Annotated in this window: 20 protein-coding genes; 11 read left to right on the forward strand and 9 right to left on the reverse strand. The window is 74.0% G+C overall.

The window, feature by feature from the left end; genetic code table 11:
* Together IF89_RS0128365 and IF89_RS0128370 are read right to left on the reverse strand one after the other, a co-directional pair.
* Positions 1 to 692 (reverse strand): catalase (locus IF89_RS0128365; protein WP_030774039.1); only part of this gene is annotated, 692 nt, incomplete at its 3' end.
* 120 nt (positions 693 to 812) lie between these two features.
* Positions 813 to 992 (reverse strand): hypothetical protein, encoded by a 180-nt coding sequence (locus tag IF89_RS0128370; protein ID WP_030774042.1) that lies wholly within the window; start codon positions 990 to 992, stop codon positions 813 to 815.
* A 134-nt stretch (positions 993 to 1,126) separates the two neighbouring features.
* Between IF89_RS0128370 and IF89_RS0128375 the strand changes: the two genes are divergently transcribed.
* The 3 genes from IF89_RS0128375 to IF89_RS0128385 all read left to right on the forward strand — a co-directional run bounded on the left by IF89_RS0128375 (position 1,127) and on the right by IF89_RS0128385 (position 3,278).
* Positions 1,127 to 2,029: a DUF3626 domain-containing protein gene (locus tag IF89_RS0128375; protein ID WP_051807756.1), complete on the forward strand. Its 903-nt coding sequence runs from the start codon at positions 1,127 to 1,129 to the stop codon at positions 2,027 to 2,029.
* Positions 2,030 to 2,240: 211 nt separating this feature from the next.
* Complete coding sequence (locus IF89_RS0128380; RefSeq protein ID WP_158717933.1) at positions 2,241 to 2,534, forward strand: hypothetical protein; 294 nt, start codon at positions 2,241 to 2,243, stop codon at positions 2,532 to 2,534.
* 327 nt (positions 2,535 to 2,861) lie between these two features.
* Positions 2,862 to 3,278: a CBS domain-containing protein gene (locus IF89_RS0128385; RefSeq protein WP_030774051.1), complete on the forward strand. Its 417-nt coding sequence runs from the start codon at positions 2,862 to 2,864 to the stop codon at positions 3,276 to 3,278.
* A gap of 274 nt (positions 3,279 to 3,552) precedes the next feature.
* Here the strand turns inward: IF89_RS0128385 and IF89_RS0128390 are convergent, their stop codons facing one another.
* Positions 3,553 to 3,783 carry a hypothetical protein gene (locus tag IF89_RS0128390; protein ID WP_051807743.1) on the reverse strand — a complete coding sequence of 77 codons (231 nt, stop codon included), beginning with the start codon at positions 3,781 to 3,783 and terminating at the stop codon, positions 3,553 to 3,555.
* 120 nt (positions 3,784 to 3,903) lie between these two features.
* Here IF89_RS0128390 and IF89_RS0128395 point away from each other — a divergent pair, with 120 nt between their 5' ends.
* Entirely contained in the window at positions 3,904 to 4,323 is a 420-nt protein-coding gene (locus tag IF89_RS0128395) for a VOC family protein (protein ID WP_051807744.1), read from the forward strand.
* Here IF89_RS0128395 and IF89_RS0128400 read toward each other — a convergent pair.
* Together IF89_RS0128400 and IF89_RS41030 are read right to left on the reverse strand one after the other, a co-directional pair.
* Positions 4,293 to 5,039: a lytic polysaccharide monooxygenase gene (locus tag IF89_RS0128400; protein WP_051807745.1), complete on the reverse strand. Its 747-nt coding sequence runs from the start codon at positions 5,037 to 5,039 to the stop codon at positions 4,293 to 4,295. The two genes, IF89_RS0128395 and IF89_RS0128400, sit on opposite strands and share 31 nt — an antisense overlap.
* A gap of 144 nt (positions 5,040 to 5,183) precedes the next feature.
* Entirely contained in the window at positions 5,184 to 6,515 is a 1,332-nt protein-coding gene (locus tag IF89_RS41030) for a fibronectin type III domain-containing protein (RefSeq protein ID WP_051807746.1), read from the reverse strand.
* Positions 6,516 to 6,910: 395 nt separating this feature from the next.
* Between IF89_RS41030 and IF89_RS0128410 the strand changes: the two genes are divergently transcribed.
* Together IF89_RS0128410 and IF89_RS46165 are read left to right on the forward strand one after the other, a co-directional pair.
* Entirely contained in the window at positions 6,911 to 8,443 is a 1,533-nt protein-coding gene (locus IF89_RS0128410) for an FAD-binding oxidoreductase (RefSeq protein ID WP_030774062.1), read from the forward strand.
* 12 nt (positions 8,444 to 8,455) lie between these two features.
* On the forward strand, positions 8,456 to 9,682 hold the full coding sequence (locus tag IF89_RS46165) for a hypothetical protein (protein ID WP_158717934.1): 1,227 nt from the start codon (positions 8,456 to 8,458) through the stop codon (positions 9,680 to 9,682).
* Here the strand turns inward: IF89_RS46165 and IF89_RS41040 are convergent.
* Both IF89_RS41040 and IF89_RS0128425 read right to left on the reverse strand, forming a co-directional pair.
* A complete protein-coding gene (locus IF89_RS41040) occupies positions 9,636 to 10,034 on the reverse strand; it encodes a hypothetical protein (RefSeq protein ID WP_051807748.1) in 399 nt (132 codons plus the stop codon). The two genes, IF89_RS46165 and IF89_RS41040, sit on opposite strands and share 47 nt — an antisense overlap.
* Positions 10,035 to 10,099: 65 nt before the next feature.
* Entirely contained in the window at positions 10,100 to 11,047 is a 948-nt protein-coding gene (locus tag IF89_RS0128425) for an AEC family transporter (RefSeq protein ID WP_030774071.1), read from the reverse strand.
* Between the two features lie 86 nt (positions 11,048 to 11,133).
* On the opposite strand from IF89_RS0128425, the gene IF89_RS0128430 reads away from it, so the two are divergent.
* The 4 genes from IF89_RS0128430 to IF89_RS0128445 all read left to right on the forward strand — a co-directional run bounded on the left by IF89_RS0128430 (position 11,134) and on the right by IF89_RS0128445 (position 15,739).
* Positions 11,134 to 12,531 carry a sensor histidine kinase gene (locus IF89_RS0128430; protein WP_078628573.1) on the forward strand — a complete coding sequence of 466 codons (1,398 nt, stop codon included), beginning with the start codon at positions 11,134 to 11,136 and terminating at the stop codon, positions 12,529 to 12,531.
* Positions 12,528 to 13,208 carry a response regulator gene (locus IF89_RS0128435; protein WP_030774077.1) on the forward strand — a complete coding sequence of 227 codons (681 nt, stop codon included), beginning with the start codon at positions 12,528 to 12,530 and terminating at the stop codon, positions 13,206 to 13,208. The genes IF89_RS0128430 and IF89_RS0128435 overlap by 4 nt, the downstream gene beginning before the upstream one ends.
* Positions 13,209 to 13,397: 189 nt before the next feature.
* A complete protein-coding gene (locus IF89_RS0128440) occupies positions 13,398 to 14,513 on the forward strand; it encodes an alpha/beta hydrolase (protein WP_030774079.1) in 1,116 nt (371 codons plus the stop codon).
* On the forward strand, positions 14,510 to 15,739 hold the full coding sequence (locus tag IF89_RS0128445) for an acyltransferase family protein (RefSeq protein WP_030774080.1): 1,230 nt from the start codon (positions 14,510 to 14,512) through the stop codon (positions 15,737 to 15,739). Before IF89_RS0128440 ends, IF89_RS0128445 begins: the two co-directional genes overlap by 4 nt.
* Before the next feature lie 101 nt (positions 15,740 to 15,840).
* Here IF89_RS0128445 and IF89_RS0128450 read toward each other — a convergent pair whose 3' ends face one another.
* Positions 15,841 to 16,263, reverse strand: coding sequence for a DUF350 domain-containing protein (locus tag IF89_RS0128450; RefSeq protein ID WP_030774082.1), 423 nt, complete (start codon positions 16,261 to 16,263; stop codon positions 15,841 to 15,843).
* A 93-nt stretch (positions 16,264 to 16,356) separates the two neighbouring features.
* Between IF89_RS0128450 and IF89_RS49110 the strand changes: the two genes are divergently transcribed.
* Positions 16,357 to 18,147, forward strand: a complete 1,791-nt coding sequence (locus IF89_RS49110) for a GNAT family N-acetyltransferase (protein ID WP_063831358.1) — start codon at positions 16,357 to 16,359, stop codon at positions 18,145 to 18,147.
* A gap of 16 nt (positions 18,148 to 18,163) precedes the next feature.
* Here the strand turns inward: IF89_RS49110 and IF89_RS0128460 are convergent, their stop codons facing one another.
* A complete protein-coding gene (locus IF89_RS0128460) occupies positions 18,164 to 20,233 on the reverse strand; it encodes an AMP-binding protein (RefSeq protein WP_030774088.1) in 2,070 nt (689 codons plus the stop codon).
* Positions 20,234 to 20,377: the final 144 nt, after the last annotated feature.

A 20,377-nucleotide genomic window follows, 5' to 3' on the forward strand; every position in this document is an offset into this window, starting at 1 on the left:
TCCCGGTCCGGGTGCGGCTTGCCCGCGTGGATGATGTCGGGGAACTTGATCGCGTCCTGGATGAAGAACACCGGGATGTTGTTCCCCACCAGGTCGAAGACGCCTTCCTCGGTGTAGAACTTCGTGGCGAAGCCACGCGTGTCGCGCACCGTGTCGGCGGACCCGCGCGAGCCGAGGACGGTGGAGAACCGTACGAACACCGGCGTCTCGGTGTCCGGGGCGAGGAACGCGGCCTTGGTGACCGCCTGCGCGGTGCCGTAGGACTGGAAGACGCCGTGCGCAGCCGCGCCTCGGGCGTGGACCACGCGCTCGGGGATCCGCTCGTGGTCGAAGTGCATGAGCTTCTCGCGCAGGTGGTGGTCCTGCAGCAGTACCGGCCCCCGGGGCCCGGCTTTCAGGGAGTGGTCGCTGTCGTGCACCCGCGTTCCCTGGGCGGTGGTGAGGTACGCGCCGCTCTGGGCCATCCGGGCCGGGTCCTCGCCGGTCGGCTGACCTGTCGGACTGACCGTCTCCGGGGCTCCCTGATCCGCCTTCGGCGGCAACGGCTCCACCGGCTGCACCGGCTCGACGGCCTTCGGCGACACTGGGGCCGGCTTGCCCGGCACCCCCTCCTCGGGGCCTGTGCGCCCCTCACCTTGCAGGGCGTCCGCGATCTTGTCCGTCACAGCCTTCAGCGGGTTCTTCTCGGGCATCACGTCTCCGGGGCAGGGGGCGGGCGAGGCGATACACGTGTGACCCCGGGCCATCACTCCCAAACACCGACACGCTGGCACACCGCCCGGCTGTCACGCGAAGAGGCGACCGGGGATCTGTCAGGGTGTGTCGGCATCGGGGGTGGGCCCGGGCGGCACCAGCCCGAGCATGTCCAGCAGCATCTCGAGGTCCGCGGGGTCGGTGGCTCGCGCGGCGACGGCGCGGTACGCCGCGCCCTCGCCCACTACCCCGGCCGGGATCAACTGGGCGGGCTCACTACAGCCGAAAGGATCCTTCATCCACCGATCCCAACACGCCCTCCACCTCCTCGCAGCCGGGATACTCCACCTGCCCGGAAGAGGACAGCCTGCGTCCCCCGGGAGGGGCAGGAATGGGCGTGCACCGGTTGATCGGGGTGGGGAACACTGTGCCGATGACCTCTGCAACCTCCCACGCAGCACACGAACGGGCCCTTCGGCATGTCACGGCGCTGGCGTCAGGCCCTCCCATGGACCCCGCTCTGCGGGTGACCCTCAACTTCCACCCGGACCGTCTGTTGCGCGGCAAGCCGATCCTGGACGCCATGGCAGAGGGTGGTGTCTACCACTCCCAGTTCGTCACCGGGACCAGCAACGGTGGCCTGACCGCGCATCCCGGCGGCGACCGATGGCGTTGGGAGAGCCGGATCTTCGGCGGGGCGTACGACGAAGCGGCCGCACACGAGCGGCCCGTCTACGGGGCCTTGAACTTCCGTCGCAAGCCGGTCGGTGGGGCGCCGCGGTTCGGCTCGGCCCACTTCCGCCTGACGGCCCGGACCCTGACGCGGAGTACGTTCTGCTACCCGGACAGTTTCCTCGAACCGTCGGATTTCGGGGTCGCTGCCCGCATGGGGCTTGTCGACCTCGCCCTCGCCGATCGTCAGGACGAGCTGGACGACTACATCGAGGCGCAGGTGCACGGGCCGGTCCACTTCCGATCCGCAGTGGAGGCGCTGGTCCTGGACCCCTGCTACCGCGGCACGCCGGTCGAGAGCGCGGCTCTGCGTCTTGGCTGCCCGGTGGAGTGGCACCCCGGCTTCCGACTCGGCGTGGAAGAACTCCGGCGTCACCCCGACTACCGCGGTGCCGAATACGTCGACCTGGGCTCGCGGATCGCGGTCGACGGCATCCTCGATCCCGGGATCGTCGGAGAGGCCGCACGATCCGGCCTCCATGACCCCCAAGCGGTCAAGAAGGTGTGGCATTACCTGGCGCGATTCGGGTCTGCCTGGAAGGCCGCAGACGGCTCGGCGGCTCCCGCGGCGAGGCAGGGGGCGGTGCTCGATGGCCTTCGCTGACTGGTCGGAGCCGTGCTCTCGTGCGGCCGTCGGCGCTCGTCGTGCCCGTGGTCGTCGGCGCACGCAGGCCGCAGCCCCCTCTGCGGGAAATCGGTGCGCTCCTGGGCGCGGCCTCCCCACCGCTCCTGAGTCCGGACACTAGGCTCCCCGGCGCAGTCCTGTATGCACCACGCCGCGGGCGGGGTGCGCCCCTGGCGGATGAGGTGGTGTGGTGGCCGTTCGGGACAAGAGCGAGGTCATCGGGCGCAGCGGCCTGGTGGTACTGCACGTGGCGGTGGGTCATAAGGCATCGGTCGAGATCCGTGAGCCGCGGGACACGCTCGCCCTGACAAGGAGGGTGAACGGGGCGTCGATCCAGGTGGTCGAGGACCAGAACTTCACCGCGCTCAAGACCGCCCAGACCCTGCCGTGGGGCGCCATCCGCGCTCAGGGTCCCGAGGGACTCCGGGTCCACTACCGCATCCGCACCCGCGGGGACGTGACGGGGGACCCGGAATTCGATTGACCACGCCAGTGGCTGCGGCCCGCCGCCTCGGCCACCGGCCCTCTGGGCTCCTGACCCGGCCCCCGGCCGCTCGGAGCGCCCGTCCGAGAGTGCACCGCCCATTTCCACCTGCCGCCTCATCCTGCACCGCGGGCTCCCGTTCTCGCCCGGCCGTCCCGCAACGCCCAGGCAGGGCGCGCGGAGACGCCCGGGTAGCCGTAGCCCTGGGGTGGTAATGGGCCGCCTGTCGTTACCGCCCGAAGGCAAGGGGCACCCATAGGTCTCGTAACCGGTCGCGTGAAGCGGTCGGCTGCCACCTGTGCAGACGAGAACGAAGGAGTACCAAGGATGACCACGGCTCGCGAGATCATGACGGCCGACGCGACGTGCATCGGCGCCCAGGAGACGGTCCTTGAGGCAGCGAAGAGGATGACCCAGCTGAAGGTCGGGGCCCTGCCGATCTGCGGCACGGACGAGAAGCTCAAGGGCATGCTCACCGACCGGGACATCGTGGTGAGGGTACTGGGCGTGGGTCAGGACCCGGGTTCGGTGAAGGCGGGTGACCTCGCCCAGGGCGAGGCCGTGACGATCGGCGCTGACGACGACGCCGCGGAAATCCTGCGCACCATGAGCGAGCACCAGGTCCGCCGGCTGCCGGTCATCGATGGGCATACGCTGGTCGGCATCGTGTCGCTGGCCGATGTCGCTCGGGCTCTGCCGGACGCAAAGGTCGGCGACCTGCTCCAGGCGATTTCAGAGAACTGACCGGCGCCCGCTGTTCGAACGCCAGCCGGTGTCGGGCCGCCGGGCGGCCGCGGGCGGAGGGCATCGTTCTCAGCCGGTCGATGGTCAGGTTCCAGCGGAGTTCGGCGGCGGTTCCATTCGGCGCCGTAGCGGCACAGCGCGTCGGGGGCCGGGGAGGCGGTGGCCGGGATCTGGTCGACCGTGCTCCTGACGGCGCGGGCGGTTCCCACGGCGAGGAAGGACGGCAGGAGGGCGCCTGGCGGGGTGCCCTCCCACCGGTGTGCGGCCGCGGGGATCAGGCGTCGACGCGCAGCCAGGTGCGGCCGGCGCGGAGCCAAAGGGTGCCGTCGCGGCCCTGGCCGCACTTCATGACCACCCGTCCGGGCACTCGCCGCTTCTGGCTGGTGACGACGCACACGCCGCCGACCAGTTCGGCGCGGGTCACGGTGGTTCTGCGCTGGTAGTGGTCGCGCCTGGTCAGGATCAGCCGCGTGCCGCGCACGGCGAGTCCGTCCGGGCTGCTCACCGGGCTGCGGAAGCTCGCGACGTCCCCGGTCTTGGCGGTGCAGAGCGGGGCAGGGGTGTTCGGTACGCGGCCGCCCGATGAGGGGCGGCCGGGGCGGGGCGGCCGCGTAAGGTGGGCGGTATGGCATGCCGCATCAGTGAGCTGGTCCTGGACTGTGCCGAGCCCGAGCGGCTCGCCGCGTTCTGGAGCGAGGTCCTCGGATACGTCGAACTGGGCCGTGAGGACGACGGCAGCATCGAGATCGGGCCGCCCGGCGCCGGCTTCGGCGGCCCGCAGCCCACGCTCGTCCTCAGCCCCGGCAGCGGCCCGCGGGCGGGCAAGCTGCCCCTGCACATCGACGTCAACGCCACCGACCGCGACCAGGCCGCCGAGCTGGAGCGTCTGCTGGCCCTCGGCGCAAGGCGCGTGGACATCGGCCAGGACGGCACGGAGAACTGGCACGTCCTGGCCGACCCGGAGGGCAACGAGTTCTGTCTCCTCCACCGCCGCCTACCGCCGCTCCCCGAGGACTACTTGAAGGTGACGTCCGAGCAGGAGTAGAAGGCCTCCTCGCTCTGGAAGGAGCCGTCGGGCCGCTTCAGTCCGTGCCAGATCGTGTAGATCAGGTGCTTGCCCTTCTTCTCGGGGAGCACCGCCTTGAAGGTGAACGCCTTCGCACCGAGGAAGCCCGCGGGTGCCGGCGTGGCCGCGGTGTTGTCGGCGCTGAGGAAGGGCGTGTCCTCCAAGTCGGACCACTTCAGCGGCTTCCTGGGGTCGTAGCCGTCCTTGGTGACGTACATCTCCATGCGGTACGGGTTGTGCAGCGCGCTGATGTCGTAGCGGAGGTCGTACTCGGCGCCGCCGGGCAGGGTCGTCGAGGGGAAGTCGTCCCGTGCCAGGTCCAGGCCCGAGAACTGCGCGTTGCCGGCGCTGCAGAGCTTGCCGTCGGGTATGCGGGCGCGGTGCTGCGGGGAGGAGGTCGGGGTGCTGTGGTCGATGGCGCGGCCCTGGACGACCGACTTCCAGTCGCCGGGGATGCCGGGGCTCTGGGCGAGGGCCAGTCGGCAGGCCTCGCCGGCCTTCGGGTTCTTGGTGCAGGCGACGCTGCGGCTCACCGGGTCGGCGGTGGAGCCGTGCGCGGAGGCGGGTGCGGAGCCGAGGGTGGTCACGGCCAGCGGCAGGGCCGCGAGCGCGGTGAGACGCAGGAAGACGGTGCGGCGGGCCGGGAGCCGGGCCGGGTCGGAGGGGGGCGTGACGGCGGGACGGGTCGTACTCATGAGGGGGACGCTCCTGGTCATGGGTGGGTCATGCGCGTGGGGGCGACGGCCGGCCGGTCAGCCGGCAACAGGCCGGAGGCCGGTCGATCAGTCAGCCGGGGGCAGGGCGGAGGCCGGTCGGTCGGTCAGCTGGGGGCAGGTCGGTCAGCCGGCCGTCTTCACGGTCAGCTCGCGGGAGAAGGCGCCCCACGTGCCGTCGCCCAGCCGTGCCCGGATCTTCACGGTGTACGTCGCACCGGGATGGGCGCCGACGAGCACCTCGCGCGAGCCCTTCGTCGTCGGCACCGGAAGGACCGGGTCGCCGGTGCCCCACATGAAGGTCTGGGCGGGCTTGCCGTTCAGGTGGACCTGGTACGTGGTGATCTGTCCGACGCCCTGCGGGACCGACCAGGTGAGGTTCAGGTAGTGCTGGGTGACCCCGCCGTCCTGCTTCGTGGCGGTGGTGGCGGCGAAGTCGCCGGGGGCGGCGCCGCCGTTGCCGTCGGGGGCCGCAGCCGTCACCTGTGTTTCGCGGGTCGGGTCGGACTCCTTGCCGGAGGCGTCGACGGCGGTGACCTTGAAGCGGTGGGCGGTGCTCGCGGTCAGTCCGGAGACGGTGGCCGAGGTGGCCTTGGCGTCCGCCTCCTGGACCTTCGTACCGTTGCGGTAGATCCGGTAACCGGTGACGGCGACGTCGTCGGTCGCCGCGCGCCAGCGCAGCGAGGCCTGGTAGGGGCCTGAGGCCGTCGCCTCAAGGTCCGCCGGGATGACCGGCTTCGCCTTGTCCTGGCCGGGCGCCGCGAGCGTGGTGAGCACGATGTCCTTGCTGAAGCCGGTGGTGCGGCCGTCGGCGCGGACGGCCCGGACCTTGAACGCGTAGCGGGTGGCGGGGGCCAGCCGCTCGATGTCCGTCATCGTGTCCTTGACGGTCTTCACCTGCTTGCCGTCCTGGAACACCTCGTAGCGGACGACCTCGGCGCCGCCGGCGGGCGGCTTCCACATCAGGTGCACGGCGGTGTGGTCCTTGACGAAGGAACCGCTGTCGGCGGGGGCCGCCGTGCTGGTGCCGGTGTCGCCGCCGCTGTCCGACGGACCCTTCACCCTGCATCCGGTGATCTTGGGTATGCCCTTGCCGGCGGGGTTGATGCCGACCTTGACGGCCCGGCTGCCCCGGGCGGCCACGTCGGCCCGGTCGGCGATCGGCTTGACGGTGACGTGCCTGCCGCTCTGGCGGAGTTCGTAGGCCCAGGGGTTGTCGAGGGTGACCTGCCCCTGCGACACCTCGAACTCGGCCGTCCAGTTCCGCACGGGCCGGTCCCCCTTGTTCGCCAGGGAGACCTCGCCGGACGCCCACCACACGGTGGCCCCGTCCGCGACGCGACAGGCGGCGGTGACGCCGTTCCCTTCTTCCCCCGCGTTGGCGGCCACGGGGATCACGACGGAGCCGACCCCGACGACCACGGCCGTGCAGGCCAGGGCAATGCGCTTTCGGGACATCAGAAACCTCTTGGTGAAGCCGACCCGCCGGTGCAGCGGCAGATCGGGACGAGCGTCGGTCAACACCGGTGACCCTAAGCACCGTTCACGCCCCGAACGGCCGCTCAAGCGGCTGCGGGCCGCCTGTTATCCGTCCCTTAAGGTCCGGATAGGACGCCCTTGACCCCCTGCCCAGCCCCTTCGACCCTGCGAACACCGAAGATCACTCTCCGTTCGAGCCGTTGTGCGTCGGCGGTGGCCCGGGGCCCCGGTGGGGCTCAGCGTCTACCCGGGCCGTCGCGGTCCGCTCGTATGACGAGTCGAACCGTTTCGGCGATGAGCCGATCGGGCGGCACCGCGGGGTACGTGGGACCCGCCTGCTCGGGGATCCGGACGGTCGGTGGCAGGAAGGAGGTATGAGCCTCCCTCGGCGCCAGATCCTCGGCGGTGCGGCCGCGGCCGTCCTCGCCGGTGTCGGCGCGGCGGCCGGGGGCGCGGACTACGGTGCGCTGGCCCGCGGGATCGACGGCCGGCTGGTGCTGCCCGGGGACCGGGACTACGCGGAGGCGAGGCGGCTGTTCCAGCCGCGCTACGACGGCGTGGCGCCGGCCGCGGTCGCCTGTCCCGCGCACGCCGGGGACGTCGCGGTCTGCCTGGACTTCGCGCGCCGTACGGCCGTACCGGTGGTGCCGCGCGGCGGCGGGCACGGCTATGCCGGCTGGGCCACCCGGACCGGGGCCCTGGTCATCGACACCGCCGCCATGGCCGCCGTGGCGGTCGAGGGGGACGGCGTACGGATCGGCGCGGGCGCCCGGCTCGGTGACGTGCACGCGGCGCTCGCCGGGCGGGGCCTGTCCGTCCCGACCGGGCTGTGTCCCTCCGTCGGCATCGCCGGGCTCACGCTCGGGGGCGGGCTCGGACTGGCCTCGCGGGCCTACGGCACCACCGCCGATCGGCTGACCGGGGCGCGGGTGGTCACCGCCGACGGGGCCGTCCGCGAGGTGTCGGCCGAACGGGATCCGGATCTCTTCTGGGCCCTGCGCGGGGGCGGCGGCGGCAACTTCGGGGTGGTGACCGAGTTCCGCTTCCGCACCCACCGGGCCGGTGACTGCGCCTTCGCCGAACTGCACTGGCCGGACGGCGGTTCCGCGGACGTCCTGCGGGGCTGGCAGCGGTGGCTGGCGGACCTGCCGGACCCGTTCTGGAGCCAGGTGGAGTTCACCGTCGAGGCCGGAACGGGGCCCGGACGCGGCGCCGCGGCCGCCGCGGTGCCCTCGGTACGGGTGGTGTGCCTCGACGGACGCCCCGCACTGGAGAGGCAGTTGACACGGCTGACCGACCTGGTCGGCGCGTCGCCGCGGGACAGCTGGATCGTCGTCCGCAGTCATGGGGACACGGTGCGGGCCATGGCGGGCTGCCTGGACCTGAGCCCTGCCGAGTGCCGGCTTCCGGGCACGCTGCCCGGGCGGGACCCGCGGGGGCGGCTGGGCAGGGAGTCGTACAGCGCCCGCTCCGACTTCTGGGCCGGCGCCGGGCTGCCGGACGCGGCAATCGGCGCGGTCCTGGACGCGGTCCGGCGGTACGGGGCGGGCGCGCCCCGGGGCGGCCTCGGCGTGGTGCAGTTCGACGGGGTGTGCGGCGGCGCCGTCAACCGGGTGCCGGCCGCCGGCACCGCTTTCGCGCACCGGGACAGCGCCTTCCTGGCCCAGTACCTCGTCCACTGGCCGGAATCCGCGCCGGCCGCCGAGGTGGCCCGGCACGAGGCCTGGCTCGACGGCCTGTGGCGGGACCTGCGCCCGTGGGCGAGCGGCAGTGCCTACCAGAACTACACCGATCCGAAGCTCAGCGGCTGGCGCGAGGCCTACTACGGCCCGAACCTCGCCCGGCTGGAGGAGGTCCGGCGTACCTACGACCCGGACCGGCTCTTCCGTTTCCCCCAGGCCGTTTAGGGAGTGTCCGGCATGCGACGTACGTTGACAGTGGCCGCGGCGGCGGCCGCCCTGCTGGTGTCCGCGGGCCCGCTGCCCGCGGCCGGGGCGGGGAGTGCCGCCGCCGCTCCGGCGGCCGCGGCGGCCCGTTGGGGGGCGCACGAGGCGGAGTCCTTCTGGACGCCCGAACGGATGGCGTCGGCCCGCCCGCTCGCGCCCGTTCCGACGGAACGGACCGCGGCTCCGGAGCCCCCGGCCGGGCCCCTGCAGGTCCCGCGGTTCCCGCAGTTCCCCTGGGCCACACCGGTCCAGCCGCACGAGCCGCACGAGCCGGCCGAGCACCGGCAGCCGCCGGTGCCGGTCCCACCGGCCTCCTCGTCCCCGGGCGGCACCAGTGGGACCGGCGGGACCGGCGATACGCCCACCCCCGTACACACACCCGCGCCGGCGCCCACACCCTCACCGAGCACCCTCCCGGCCCCGGCACCCGCCCCCGCTCCCGTACGTCCGTCCCTGCCCCGGATCCCGGCCGCGGGCCCCGGTGTGGGCCGGGACTTCGGCGGTCTCCCGGTCGTCGGCCGGATGTTCCTCGTCAAGGGCAGCGGCTCCTACTTCTGCACCGCGAGCGTGGTCGCCTCCCCCGGCCGGAACCTCGTCATCAGCGCCGCCCACTGCCTGCTCGGCGCCGACACCCAGCGGGTGGCCTTCGTACCGCAGTACACGCGGGCGAAGCCGCGGCCGTTCGGCATGTTCCCCGTGGTGCGGACCGCGGCCGGACGCTCCAAGATCTGGATCGACCAGCGCTACCGCACGGCGGGGGTCGACCGCGCGGCCGCCCTCGACGTGGCGTTCGCCCAGGTGGGACCCGGCACCGGGGGACGGCGGGTGCAGGACGTGGTGGGCGGGAACCGGCTGGTCACCGGTGCCGGTTACGCGCACGCCCGCGTCTCGCTGATCGGGCACCCGTCCACCGCCGCCCGGCCGCGCCTGTGCGTCAACCGGACGACGAAGTACACCAGTACCGACGTCCGGATCCCCGGCTCGTTCCTGCGCATCGCCTGCACCGGCTACCCGGGCGGCACCAGTGGCGGCCCGTTCCTGCTGCGGCTCGACGGCCGCACCGGGACCGGCGACGTCGTGGGGGTGATCGGCGGCTGGAAGACGGGCGGGGACACGGCCGACGTCTCCTACAGCTCGTACTTCGGGGCCGACATCAGGACGTTGTACGAGAAGGCGGTTGCCGGGGCGAGGGCGTCGTAGCCGTCAGGGCCCGCACCCACCGGGTCCGGCGCGGGTTGCCGACGGTCCGCGGCACCGGGGGCAGCCCGTCGCCGGCCGGCAGGTCGGCGGGCGCGAGGCCCAGCCGGCGGCGCAGGTCGGCCAGTGCCGCGTGGACCGGCGCGAGGACGACCTCGGCGCCCGGGGCGGCCGAGGCGAGGGCGTAGGCGGTGGTCTCGATCGCCTCGGCGGCGTCCTCGGCCGCGGTCCGGCTCCACCCGCCCGGCGCTCCGGGCCCCCAGGGCGCGACGGTGTCGTACAGGTGGCAGGCGGCGTCGGCCGCGGCGTCGGCCCGTTCCCCGACGCCCGGCGCCGCGATGGTCGGCAGTTCCATACCACCTCAACGACCCGCTCCCACCGGGGGTACGACCCGTCGCGCCCGGAGGCGGCCACGGCTGCTCAGGAGGCGAACGCCTGCAGCCAGAGGGGCAGCAGCAGCAGGGAGACGAGTGAGGTCTTGAGCACCACCGAGGCGGAGAGGTCCACGCCGACGTCGTAGCGCTGGGCGAAGATGAACAGGTTCTGCGGGGTCGGCATCGCCGCGATCAGGACGAGGTACGCCAGCCAGTCGCCGCGCACCCCGAACAGCAGGGCGCACACCGCCCACGCGAGGAGCGGGAACACGAGGCACTTGAAGCCGATCAGGGCCGTTTCCTCGCGCGTCGTACCCCTGAGGTGGAGGCCGGCGCCGCCGAGGTGGAGGCCGAGGGCGAACAGCGCCACCGGTGAGGCGCTGTTCCCGACGAAGGCGGCTCCGTCCAGGACCACGGCCGGGATCCGTACCGAGAGCAGGTTGAAGAGGATGCCCGCGTTGCAGGCGAGGACCAGCGGGGTGACGAGCGAGGCCCCGACGGCCCGCGACAGCCGGATGCCCGGGCGGCCGTCGGCGGGGCCCGCGCGGCCCAGTTCCATGAGGGCGATGACGACCAGGGACAGGACGCACACCTGGAAGAGCAGGATCGGGAAGATCGGCGCGGCCGTCCCGAAGACGGTGATGAACACCGGGACGGCGAAGTAGGCGGTGTTCACCTGCACTCCGGCCATCACGCGCAGGGCCACGGCGCGCGGCTCGCGCCGGCCCCGGGCGACGGCCACCGCGGCCACGACCGCCGCGGCGATCGCCGCCGCAGCGGCGTACCCGCCGATCGCCCGCCAGTCGAACAGCGCGCCGAGGTCGCTGGCGTAGATGTTGCCGAAGAGGTAGCAGGGCACCGCGAAGAGGAAGGCGTAGTCGGAGAAGGCCTTGGAGGCCTCTGCCGGGACGACCTTGCGGCGTGCGAGGACCACTCCGCCGCCGAACGCCAGCAGCACCGGCACCAGCTTCTCCAGTGCGGCCGCCCCGCCCATGCGAACAGCTCCCCCATTGATCGACTGCCGTGCAGCCTACCCCTGCGCCCCTGTCAGGCCCGTCGGCGGCATACGCTGGTGCGATCATGAGTGACAGACCCCGCGAACGGACCGGAGAACGGGCGCCGGCAGGGGTGTCCGCCCCCACGGCCGCGGGCCGGGCGCCCGGCGGTGCCCCGGCCCGGCTCACCGCGGCCCTGCGCACCCCGGTCGGGGCTGCGCAGCCGCTGTTCGGGCAGGCCCCCAAGGCATGGCAGCGGGCCCTCCCGTACGTCGTGGTCGGCATCGTCGTCGTCTCGCTGCTGCCGACGACGATCGTCGTGCTGACGGGCGACTACGGCCTGGACGGCGGTTGGGCGGGCGCGCTCGGGGTGGCGCAGACGGTGCCGCTGCTCCTCGCGGTGACCAGGCCGCTGCCCGCATGGCTGCTCGTCCTGACCGCCGACACCCTCGGTGCGGTCCTGCTGACCCAGGCCGACAAGGTCACCGGCCACTCCTGGCCGTGGACACCGACGGCCGTCATCGGCTTCTTGGTGCTGCTGGCCTGCCTCGGGCTGCGTGAGAACGTCCGGACGCTGGTCGGGGTGTGGCTGGTCACCGGTGCGGTCGGTGCGGTGCTCGGCTTCTGCCAGCCCGCGGACACCATGAACACCGCCGCCCTGCTCTTCGTGCTCGGCGGTGTCGTCCTGGCCCTGACGGGCGCCCTGCGGGGCCTGGGCGACGCGCGCCGGCGCGTCGCCGAGCAGGAGAGCATCAGCGAGGCCGAACGGTCCCGGCGGACCCTGCTGGAGGAACGCGCCCGGATCGCCCGCGAGTTGCACGACGTGGTGGCGCACCACATGTCGGTGATCACCGTGCAGGCGGATTCGGCGCCCTACCGGCTGCCGGGCCTGTCGGAGCCGGTGCAGCAGGAATTCGCGGCGATCGCGGCGAGCGCGCGGGAGTCCCTCGGCGAGATGCGCCGGCTGCTGACGGTGCTGCGGGCCCCCGACGGGGCGGGCGGCGCGGGCGGCCCCGGTGGCGAGCGGTCTCCGCAGCCGGGGATCGGCCGGCTCCAGCAGCTGGTGGAGGCGACGGTACGGGCGGGCCAGCCGGTGGACCTGTCCCTGGCGGTCGGGGCCGCGCAGGCGGCACCGCCCGCGGTGGACGTGTCGGCGTACCGGATCGTGCAGGAGGCCCTCGCCAACGTGGTGCGGCACGCACCGGGCGCTCCCACCCGGGTGTCGGTGACCGTCGACGACGCGGAGGTCCTCGTGGTCGTCGTCAACGGTCCGGCGGCCCGCGACGCGGTGGTGGAGCCGGACGGGACCGGCACCGGACACGGCCTCGTGGGCATGCGCGAGCGCGTACGGTTGACCGGCGGGACGCTGGACACCGGGCCGCTGCCCGACGGCGGCTTCCGGGTCGCCGCGCGCCTGCCGCTGCACGCCGGTACCGCCTCCGACACGGACGGCGCCAACGATTCGAACGGGGAACGCAGTTGACCATCCGCGTGGTCATCGTCGACGACCAGGCCATGGTGCGGGCGGGCTTCGCCGCGCTGCTGTCCGCGCAGGCGGACATCGATGTGGTGGGCGAGGCTCCCGACGGGCGCCAGGGGGTGCAGGCGGCCCGCTCCACGCACCCCGACGTGGTGCTGATGGACGTACGGATGCCGGAGATGGACGGGCTCACCGCGGCCCGGGAGATCCTCACCCCGCCGCCCGGGGTGGTGCACCGGCCGAAGGTGCTGATGCTGACCACGTTCGACATCGACGACTACGTGTACGAGGCGCTCCGCGCCGGGGCCTCCGGCTTCCTCCTCAAGGACGCCCCGCCGGCCGATCTGATCGCGGCGGTACGCGTGGTCGCCTCGGGCGAAGCGCTGTTGGCCCCCTCGGTGACGCGGCGGCTGATCGCGGACTTCGTCCAGCAGCGGCCGGCGCCGCGCAAGGACCCGGCGCTCCGGCTGAACGGTCTGACGCCGCGCGAGAGCGAAGTGCTGGAGCTGATCGCGCGCGGGCTGTCGAACCAGGAGATCGCGGGCCACCTGGTGCTCGCGGAGCAGACGGTCAAGACGCACATCGGGCGGGTGCTGGCCAAGCTCGACCTGCGGGACCGGGCCCAGGCCGTGATCTTCGCGTACGAGGCGGGCCTCGTGCGCCCGGGCGACTCGGTCTGAGCCCACCGGGCGGCCCCCGGCCCGGCAACTGCGGCGCTGCCGCCCGCCCGTCGGCGGCGTCCACGGCGTGCCCGGGCCTCTCCTCCACCCCCTACCGGGGTATGACATCGGAATTGGCTCCACGGTCCGACGTCCGCGGTGGGGCCGTCTTCCTACCTTCCCCCTCGTCACGACGAGAGGAGAAGGGGCATGCGCCGCTTCGGAAGGACGCTGGTCACGGCCGCCCTGGCGGTGACCGTCGTCGGGGGGACGGCCGGATGGGCCTCGGGCGACAGCCAGTCGGCGGTCACCGGGCCGCCGCCGGGCACCGCCGCCTGGCGGGCCGACACGGCGTACGGCGGGGCGCTGCCCGATCCTGCGACGGCGACGCCGCACGCAGTGGCCCGGTTCTTCGCCGGGCTGGACGACGCTGCGCGTGCGGCCCTCGTACGGTCCCACCCGCTGGTGGTGGGCAACCTGGACGGGGCACCGGTCGCCCTGCGGTACGAGGCGAACCGGCTCGCCGCCGCCACCGGTGAGGCCCGGTACGCGTCCCTGGCCGCGCCCGGCCGGCGGATCCTGGCCTTCGACCCGCGCGGCCGGGGCCAGGTGGCCGAGGTCTTCGGGGATCTGGAGCACGCCGCCCACGTCTCGGTGATCGTGCCCGGCTCCGACAACGACGCCACCTCGTACGACGCCCTGCGCGCACCGCACACCGGCCCGGCCGGCATGGCCCGGGCCCTGCTCGGGGCGGCCGGCGCCGGGCACCACGGCAGCCCGGTGCGCGGAGGGTCGGGCAGTGGCGGTCCGGTGCACGGCGGTGCGGCGGCCGACGATGCGGTCGCCGTCATCGCGTGGACCGGATACACCACCCCGGTCGGCGTGGGCATCGACGCGGCCGGCGGACGGCTGGCCACGGCCGGGGCGCCCCGGTTGGCGCGCTTCACCGCCGGCCTCGACGCGGTCGGCGCACCCGACCCGGTGCTGTTCTGCCACAGCTACGGCTCGGTGGTGTGCGGGCTGGCGGCACGGCACACCGACGCCGCCGACATCGTGGCCCTCGGGTCTCCCGGGATGCGCGCGCGGACCGCCGGCGCCCTGCGCACCGGCGCACGCGTCTGGGCGGCCCGGGGGCCGTCCGACTGGATCGCCGACGTCCCGAACGTCAGCTTGGCGGGGATCGGCCACGGCACCGATCCGACGTCCGCGGCTTTCGGCGCGCGCCGCGTGCCCGCTGCCGACGTACGCGGCCACACGGGCTACTTCATGCCCGGCACGCAGTCCCTCGCGGCCTTCGCCGCGATCGCGAAGGGAGACACCCGATGAGGGGCGCGCCCGTCCGGGCGCGGCTGCGCCGGGCCGCCGAGCGGATCGACCGGCAGACCCCCGCGCACCGCGACCGGGCGGTCGACGGGCTGCGCGCGCTGGCGCTGCTGGCCGTGCCGACCGGGCACTGGCTGCTCGGCGGCTTCACGCTCGATGCCGACGGCGGTCTGCACAACGCCAGTCCGCTGACTACCTTCGGAGCGCTGGCGCCGGCCGGCTGGGTGCTGCAGATGCTGGGCGTCTTCTTCCTCGTCGGCGGCTACGCCTCGGTCCTCTCCTACCGTCGGCGCCCCGGTTCGGCGGGCGCATGGCTGAAGGGCCGGATCGTACGCCTGGGGCGGCCCGTGCTCGCAGTGACGGTGGTGTGGGCGCTCGCCGTGCCGGTGCTGTACGCGGCGGGGGTGCCGGAGGCGACGCTGCGGACCGGCGCGAAGCTGGTGGTCCAGCCGCTGTGGTTCGTCGGGGTGTACGCGGTGGTCACCGCGCTGACCCCGTACTGCGTGCGGGCCGCGCGCCGGCTGGGCGGCTGGGCCGCGGCCCCGCTGCTCGTGTCGGTCGCCGTGGTGGACCTGCTGCGCTACGGGCCGCTCGCCGGGTCGGTGCCGTTCTGGCTGTCGCTGCTGAACGTCCTGCCGGGCTGGCTGTTCGCCTACCAGCTGGGTGTGTCCTGGGGCGAGCGGCGGATCGGGCGTCGCGGGGCCCGGCTGCTCCTGCTGGGCGGGACGCTGCTGTTCGCGGCGCTGCTGGCGGTGTTCCACTATCCGGCGTCGATGGTGGGTGTGCCGGGTGCGGCGCGGACCAACTCGCACCCGCCGTCGCTGCTGGTGCTCGCGCTGGCTTCGGCTCAGTCGGGGGCGGCGGTCCTGCTGCGGAACCGGCTGGCGCGGCTGCTGGCCCGGCCGGCGCTGTGGGCCCCGGTGGTCGTGATCAACCTGTGCGCGATGACGATCCTGTGCTGGCACCAGACGGCCATGCTGGCTGCCGCCGTGCCCGGTTCGTTCGCCGGCCCGCTGGCCGGGCTGACGACGGCCCCGGACACGGTGGGCTGGATCGTGGCGCGGGTGGCGTGGATGCCGGTGTTCGCGGTGCTGCTGGTGGGGATCGTTCGGTACGCGCGGCGGTTCGAGCAACCGCCGGCCGGGGGCCGGCGCGCCGGTGTGGTGGGCCGTACGGTGGCGGGCATTCTGGCGGTGGGCTTCGGCGCGTTCGCGCTGGGTCTGGCATAGCCGGGGCGGGGCGCGGGCCCGGCCACGGTCCGACCGGTGCACGCAAAAGAGCGCCGCTCCCCTGACGGAGCGGCGCTCTCGACGCGTACGGGTGCTTCGCGTCAGGCGATCGAGGCGGCGACGATCGCGGCGACGGCGAGGTTGCAGGCGGAGGAGACCCAGACCGCCGGGTGGGGCTGCGGGTCGACGACGATGGCGCCGAGCTTGCCGGGGGTCGCCAGGTCGAGCACCAGGAAGGCCACCGCCATCAGGATCAGGCCGAGCACACCGAAGGCCGCCGTCGACGCCAGGCCTTTGCCGAAGTCGTCGTAGGTGGTCCAGATCGAGGTGAAGACGATGCCCCCGATGCCGAGGAGCGCGGAGCTGAGGAAGAGGGCCGCGTTGCGGTTGCGCTCCTCCCAGATCTGCTTCGGGAGCTTCCCGGGCGTCAGCACGTCCACCAGGACGATACCGAGGATCAGCAGGACCAGGCCCAGAGCGCCGTAGGCGCTGGTGCGGCCAAGTCCGTTGATGATGTCGCTCATTGAGAAGCCTGTCTCCGGTTGGTGGGAAAATACGTCCGTAGGGAGGCCGAATCTATCCCATGGCCTTCCGGCAGACCATGGGGAGGTCGGCGAATGGTAGAGGTCAGGGCCGCGCGGGCGGCCGAGGCGGCGGCCCTGACCGCGCTGGTTCTGCGCTCCAAGGCGCACTGGGGCTACGACCCCCGGTTCCTGGCGGCGTGCGCCGAGGAACTGCGCATCCGCCCCGACGAGGTGGCGGCCCGCCGCATCGTGGTGGCCGAGGACGCCGAGGGGACCGTCCTCGGTCTCGCCTCACTGGAGGGCGCGGCGCCGTCGGCGACGCTGGGGCTGCTCTTCGTGGAACCCTCCGCGATGAGGCAGGGCGTGGGGCGACTGCTGTACCGGGACGTGCTGCGGCGGGCCGCGGAGCAGGGCGTGCGGCGACTCGTCATCGATGCGGACCCGCACGCGGCCGGCTTCTACCGGGCGATGGGGGCGGTCGCGGCACCGGCCTCGTCCGCGGGGCCGGCCCCCTCCCTGGTGCGGTTCGAGACCGCCCCCGCCCCGCTCGCCGACTGGGCGCGAGCCTGGACGGGCGGGGGCGGGCGTGCCGTGCACGTGGGCAACGTCGCCGAGTTCAACGCGCAGTTCGGCGACCCGTCCCTGGACCGCGAGCAGTCGGCCGCGCACCACTACTCCTGTCTGGCCGCCTTCTACAGTCCCTACCCGTCCGCGCTGGTGCTGCCCCGGGCGGTGCCCGCCGGCTGGACCGAGCTGGTCTGCCGGCAGTTGGGCTGGAGCGGGGTGGAGGTCTACGACGGCCTGGTGGAGCGGGGTCCGGGCCTCGTCGACGCGGTAAGGGCCCGGCCGGCGCTGGCCGCGCGGCTGACCGGGGCCGGGGAGCCGCTCGTACCGTGGGGGCTCACCCGGCCGTTCGGCCGGCTCACGGGGCGTCCGTGGCGGCCGGAGGAGCTGCGCTACGAGTCGAAGGCCGCGGCGCACGGCCTGTTCGAGCGGATCCTGGCGGAGGGCGGGCACCCCGGGATCGTGCTCCCCGCGCAGGTGCGGGCCGCCGGCCGGTGGGCGGCGGCCCGGCTGCTGGCCGCACGGGCCCGGGCCGGCCGGAGCACCGTCCTGAAATCGGAGCACGGGGTCGGGGGTTCGGGCACGACCGTGGTCACGGCCGGGCAGGTCCGGGCCGCGGGCGGTGCCCGCGCCGTGCTGCGGCGGCTGCCGCGCGGCCCGCTGCTGGTGGAGGAGTACGTCGGGGCGCCGGCGGATCCGGACGCCGCCCGCGACCTGACGTACGACGGGTTCGTCGATCCGGCGGGCCGGGTCCACGAGGTCGGCGCGGCGCTGATGGACGTGACGGCGGGTGCCTACCGCGGCGCGACGGTGGGGCCCGGGGCGGTGCCGCAGTGGGCGCGGGAGCCGCTGCTCGCCTTCGGTGCGGCGGTGGGCCGGGAGCTGGCCGCCGCGGGCTACCGGGGCTGGTTCGACGTGGACTTCGTCGCCGACGCCGAGGGGCGGCTCGCGCCGACGGAGACGAACCTGCGGCTGACCGGGCCGGCCATCGCCTTCATGGTGGCGGCCCGGCTCGACGCGCTGCGGGGGGCGGGGCACCTCGTACGGATCGCCGACCGGGTGGAGCTCGGGGCCCGGCTGCCGGAGGCGCAGCTGGACGAGCTGTGCGCGGATCTGGCCCGCGGATGTGCGGAGCTGGGGGCGGTGTTCGTGCCGGCGATCCCGACGGGTGCCTTCGAACCGGCGCCCTGGCTGGGAGTGTTGGTGGCCGCGCGCAGCCTCGCAGTGCTGGACGCGGCCGAGGCGCTGGTCCGCTCCGGGGCGGCGGCCGTCGGCGCGATGTTCGACCCCGTGGCGCCGGACCCCGCGAGCCCGGCATGATCCGAGAGTCGTGCCCTCAGTCGCTGTCCTCGAAGTCGAAGGGCGAGTCCGGCTTGCGGGCCATGTGGAGGGCCACGACGAAGCCCGCGATCATCAGGGGGATGTTGAACGTGTAGACGAGGAGGGCTTGCAGGGGCCAGTCCTGTTTGGCCGCCAGCCGGTAGGCGTTGTCCTGGGGCCACCAGGCGAGCAGCAGATAGCTCACGGCGAGGTGGACGGCCCTGGTGCGGCCCGGGTGACGGCCGCGTTCCCGGCGCTCGATGAGGCGGTGTCCGGTGAACAGGAAGGCGAGGCCCGCTCCGAAGGCCGCGCTCTCGGCGACGTAGAGCAGGACGAACAGGGCCGCCCACGGTCCCGGCACGGCGGAGAGGTCGGTGGAGCCGGGCCACACGACGTCGGTGAGGGCAAAGGCGAGGAAGCCGAGGAAGACGGTCAGGCAGCCGGCGGCGGCCAGGCGCCCGCGGTCCTCGTCGCCGGCGGTGGCGGATGCCCGAGCGTACTTGCTCCCGTGCACGGCGGGCCGTTCGGAGACGGGCCGGGTGGGCAGCGGCAGCGCCGAGCGGTCCTCCTGGCCGGCCCGGTTGCGCGGCAGCGCCCGCAGCCGGATCAGGACGGTCGGGGACACCTCCTTCAGCACCACGCCCGCCAGGTGGTTGCGCAGGCCGTAGATCTCGGGCAGCGGGGCGGAGGCGTCCCAGGCCGGGTCGCCCGGCGGCGGGGCCACGTAGGCGACGAGCTTGCGCTCCCCGTCCTTGTCGACTGCGGCCACGAGGGCCGAGCCGATGCCGGGGTGGGTGCGGATCGCCGCCTCGACGGGGTGCGGGTCGAAGGAGCCCCCGTGGAGGGGGATGCGGTCGCGGATCCGGCCGGCGTACTCCAGCAGGCCGTCGGAGCGGGTCGCGCCGAGGTCCCCGGTGGGTATCGCGTCACCGCCGCCGGGCGGGACGAGGTGTATCTCCCCGCCCCGCAGCCGGATCCGGCATCCCGCGAAAGGGGTGCCCAGCAGGCAGAGGCGTTCCGGTTCGGCGACGGGGGCGGGCAGCTGTGCGAGTTCGAACCAGGTGCCCACTCCGGCGGTTTCGGTGATGCCGTAGACGTTGAGGATCCGCACGCCCGGACGCAGGCGGACGTGCAGGGCATCCAGTTCGTCGAGGTGGAGGCGGTCGCCGGTGACGCAGGCCAGCCGGAGGGAGCGCAGCGGTCGGGGGCCGGTCCGGCGGTCCGCGGCGGTGGGCCTGGGGCCGTCGACGACCAGCGCGGAGATGCCGGCCGGGTCCGTGTGCAGGACGGTGACCTTCCGGGCGTCGACCGCCGTGCGGAGGGGCAGCGGGTCCCCCGAGGGCCAGACGGGTCCCGCGGGCAGCACGAGTGCGCCGCCCGTGCACAGGGCCCGGGTCCAGCCTGCGGCGAAGGCGGTGACGTCCGGCCGGGCGGTGATGAGGTGCCGGTCCTGGGGGGTCGGCCGGGCCAGCTCGGTCCAGCCCGTGTGGGCGGCGAGCAGCAGGGCGTGCCCGACGCGTACGGGGCGCGGTTCGGTGCCCGCCGTGAACAGGACGGCTCCGCCGTCGCCGGACCCGCCGGTGCCGTCGCCGGACCCGTCGGCCGTCTCCGTGCGGTCCGGCGCGTGGTCGGGGCGGGCGGCGATCTCGGCGGCATCACGGTCGGTGGCGATCGCTCGCAGGCCGGTGCCGGAGTCGAGGGCGGCCCGGAGCGACGCGTCGGTGAGAAGTGCGAACGGCGTCGACGGCTGGAGTGCGGTGAGCTGTCGGCGGCCGGTACGGGGCGTTGCGGCGTCGACGACGGTGTAGGCCCCGCCCGCCTTGAGGACGGCGAGGATGCCGACGACGAGTTCGGCGGGGCGGGCGGTGCCGATGGCGACGAGACCGCCGGGCGGCAGGCCGCAGGCGAGCAGGTGGTGCGCCAGCCGGTTGGCCCGGGAGTCGAGCACTCCGTAGGGGAGCTCGTCCTTCGGGCCGGCGATGAGGGCGGGGGCTTCGGGTGTGTCCCGTGCCCAGCGCTCGAAGTGGTGCAGGACGGTGTCGGTGGTGCCCTTGGTGAAGTGGACTGACTCGGATTCCTGCGTCATGGACCGATGATGCCACCGGGCACCGACAACGGAGGTGCGTTCGAAATCGCCCGTGTGCCCCCGCAGTTGGCCGGAGTAGCCCGCCCGGGGGGTTCACTGCGGGATCCTTGACCTCGACCTTGCTTGAGGTCCTAGCGTTCAGGT

The organism is Streptomyces sp. NRRL F-2664, assembly GCF_000719345.1.
GTDB lineage: Bacteria > Actinomycetota > Actinomycetes > Streptomycetales > Streptomycetaceae > Streptomyces.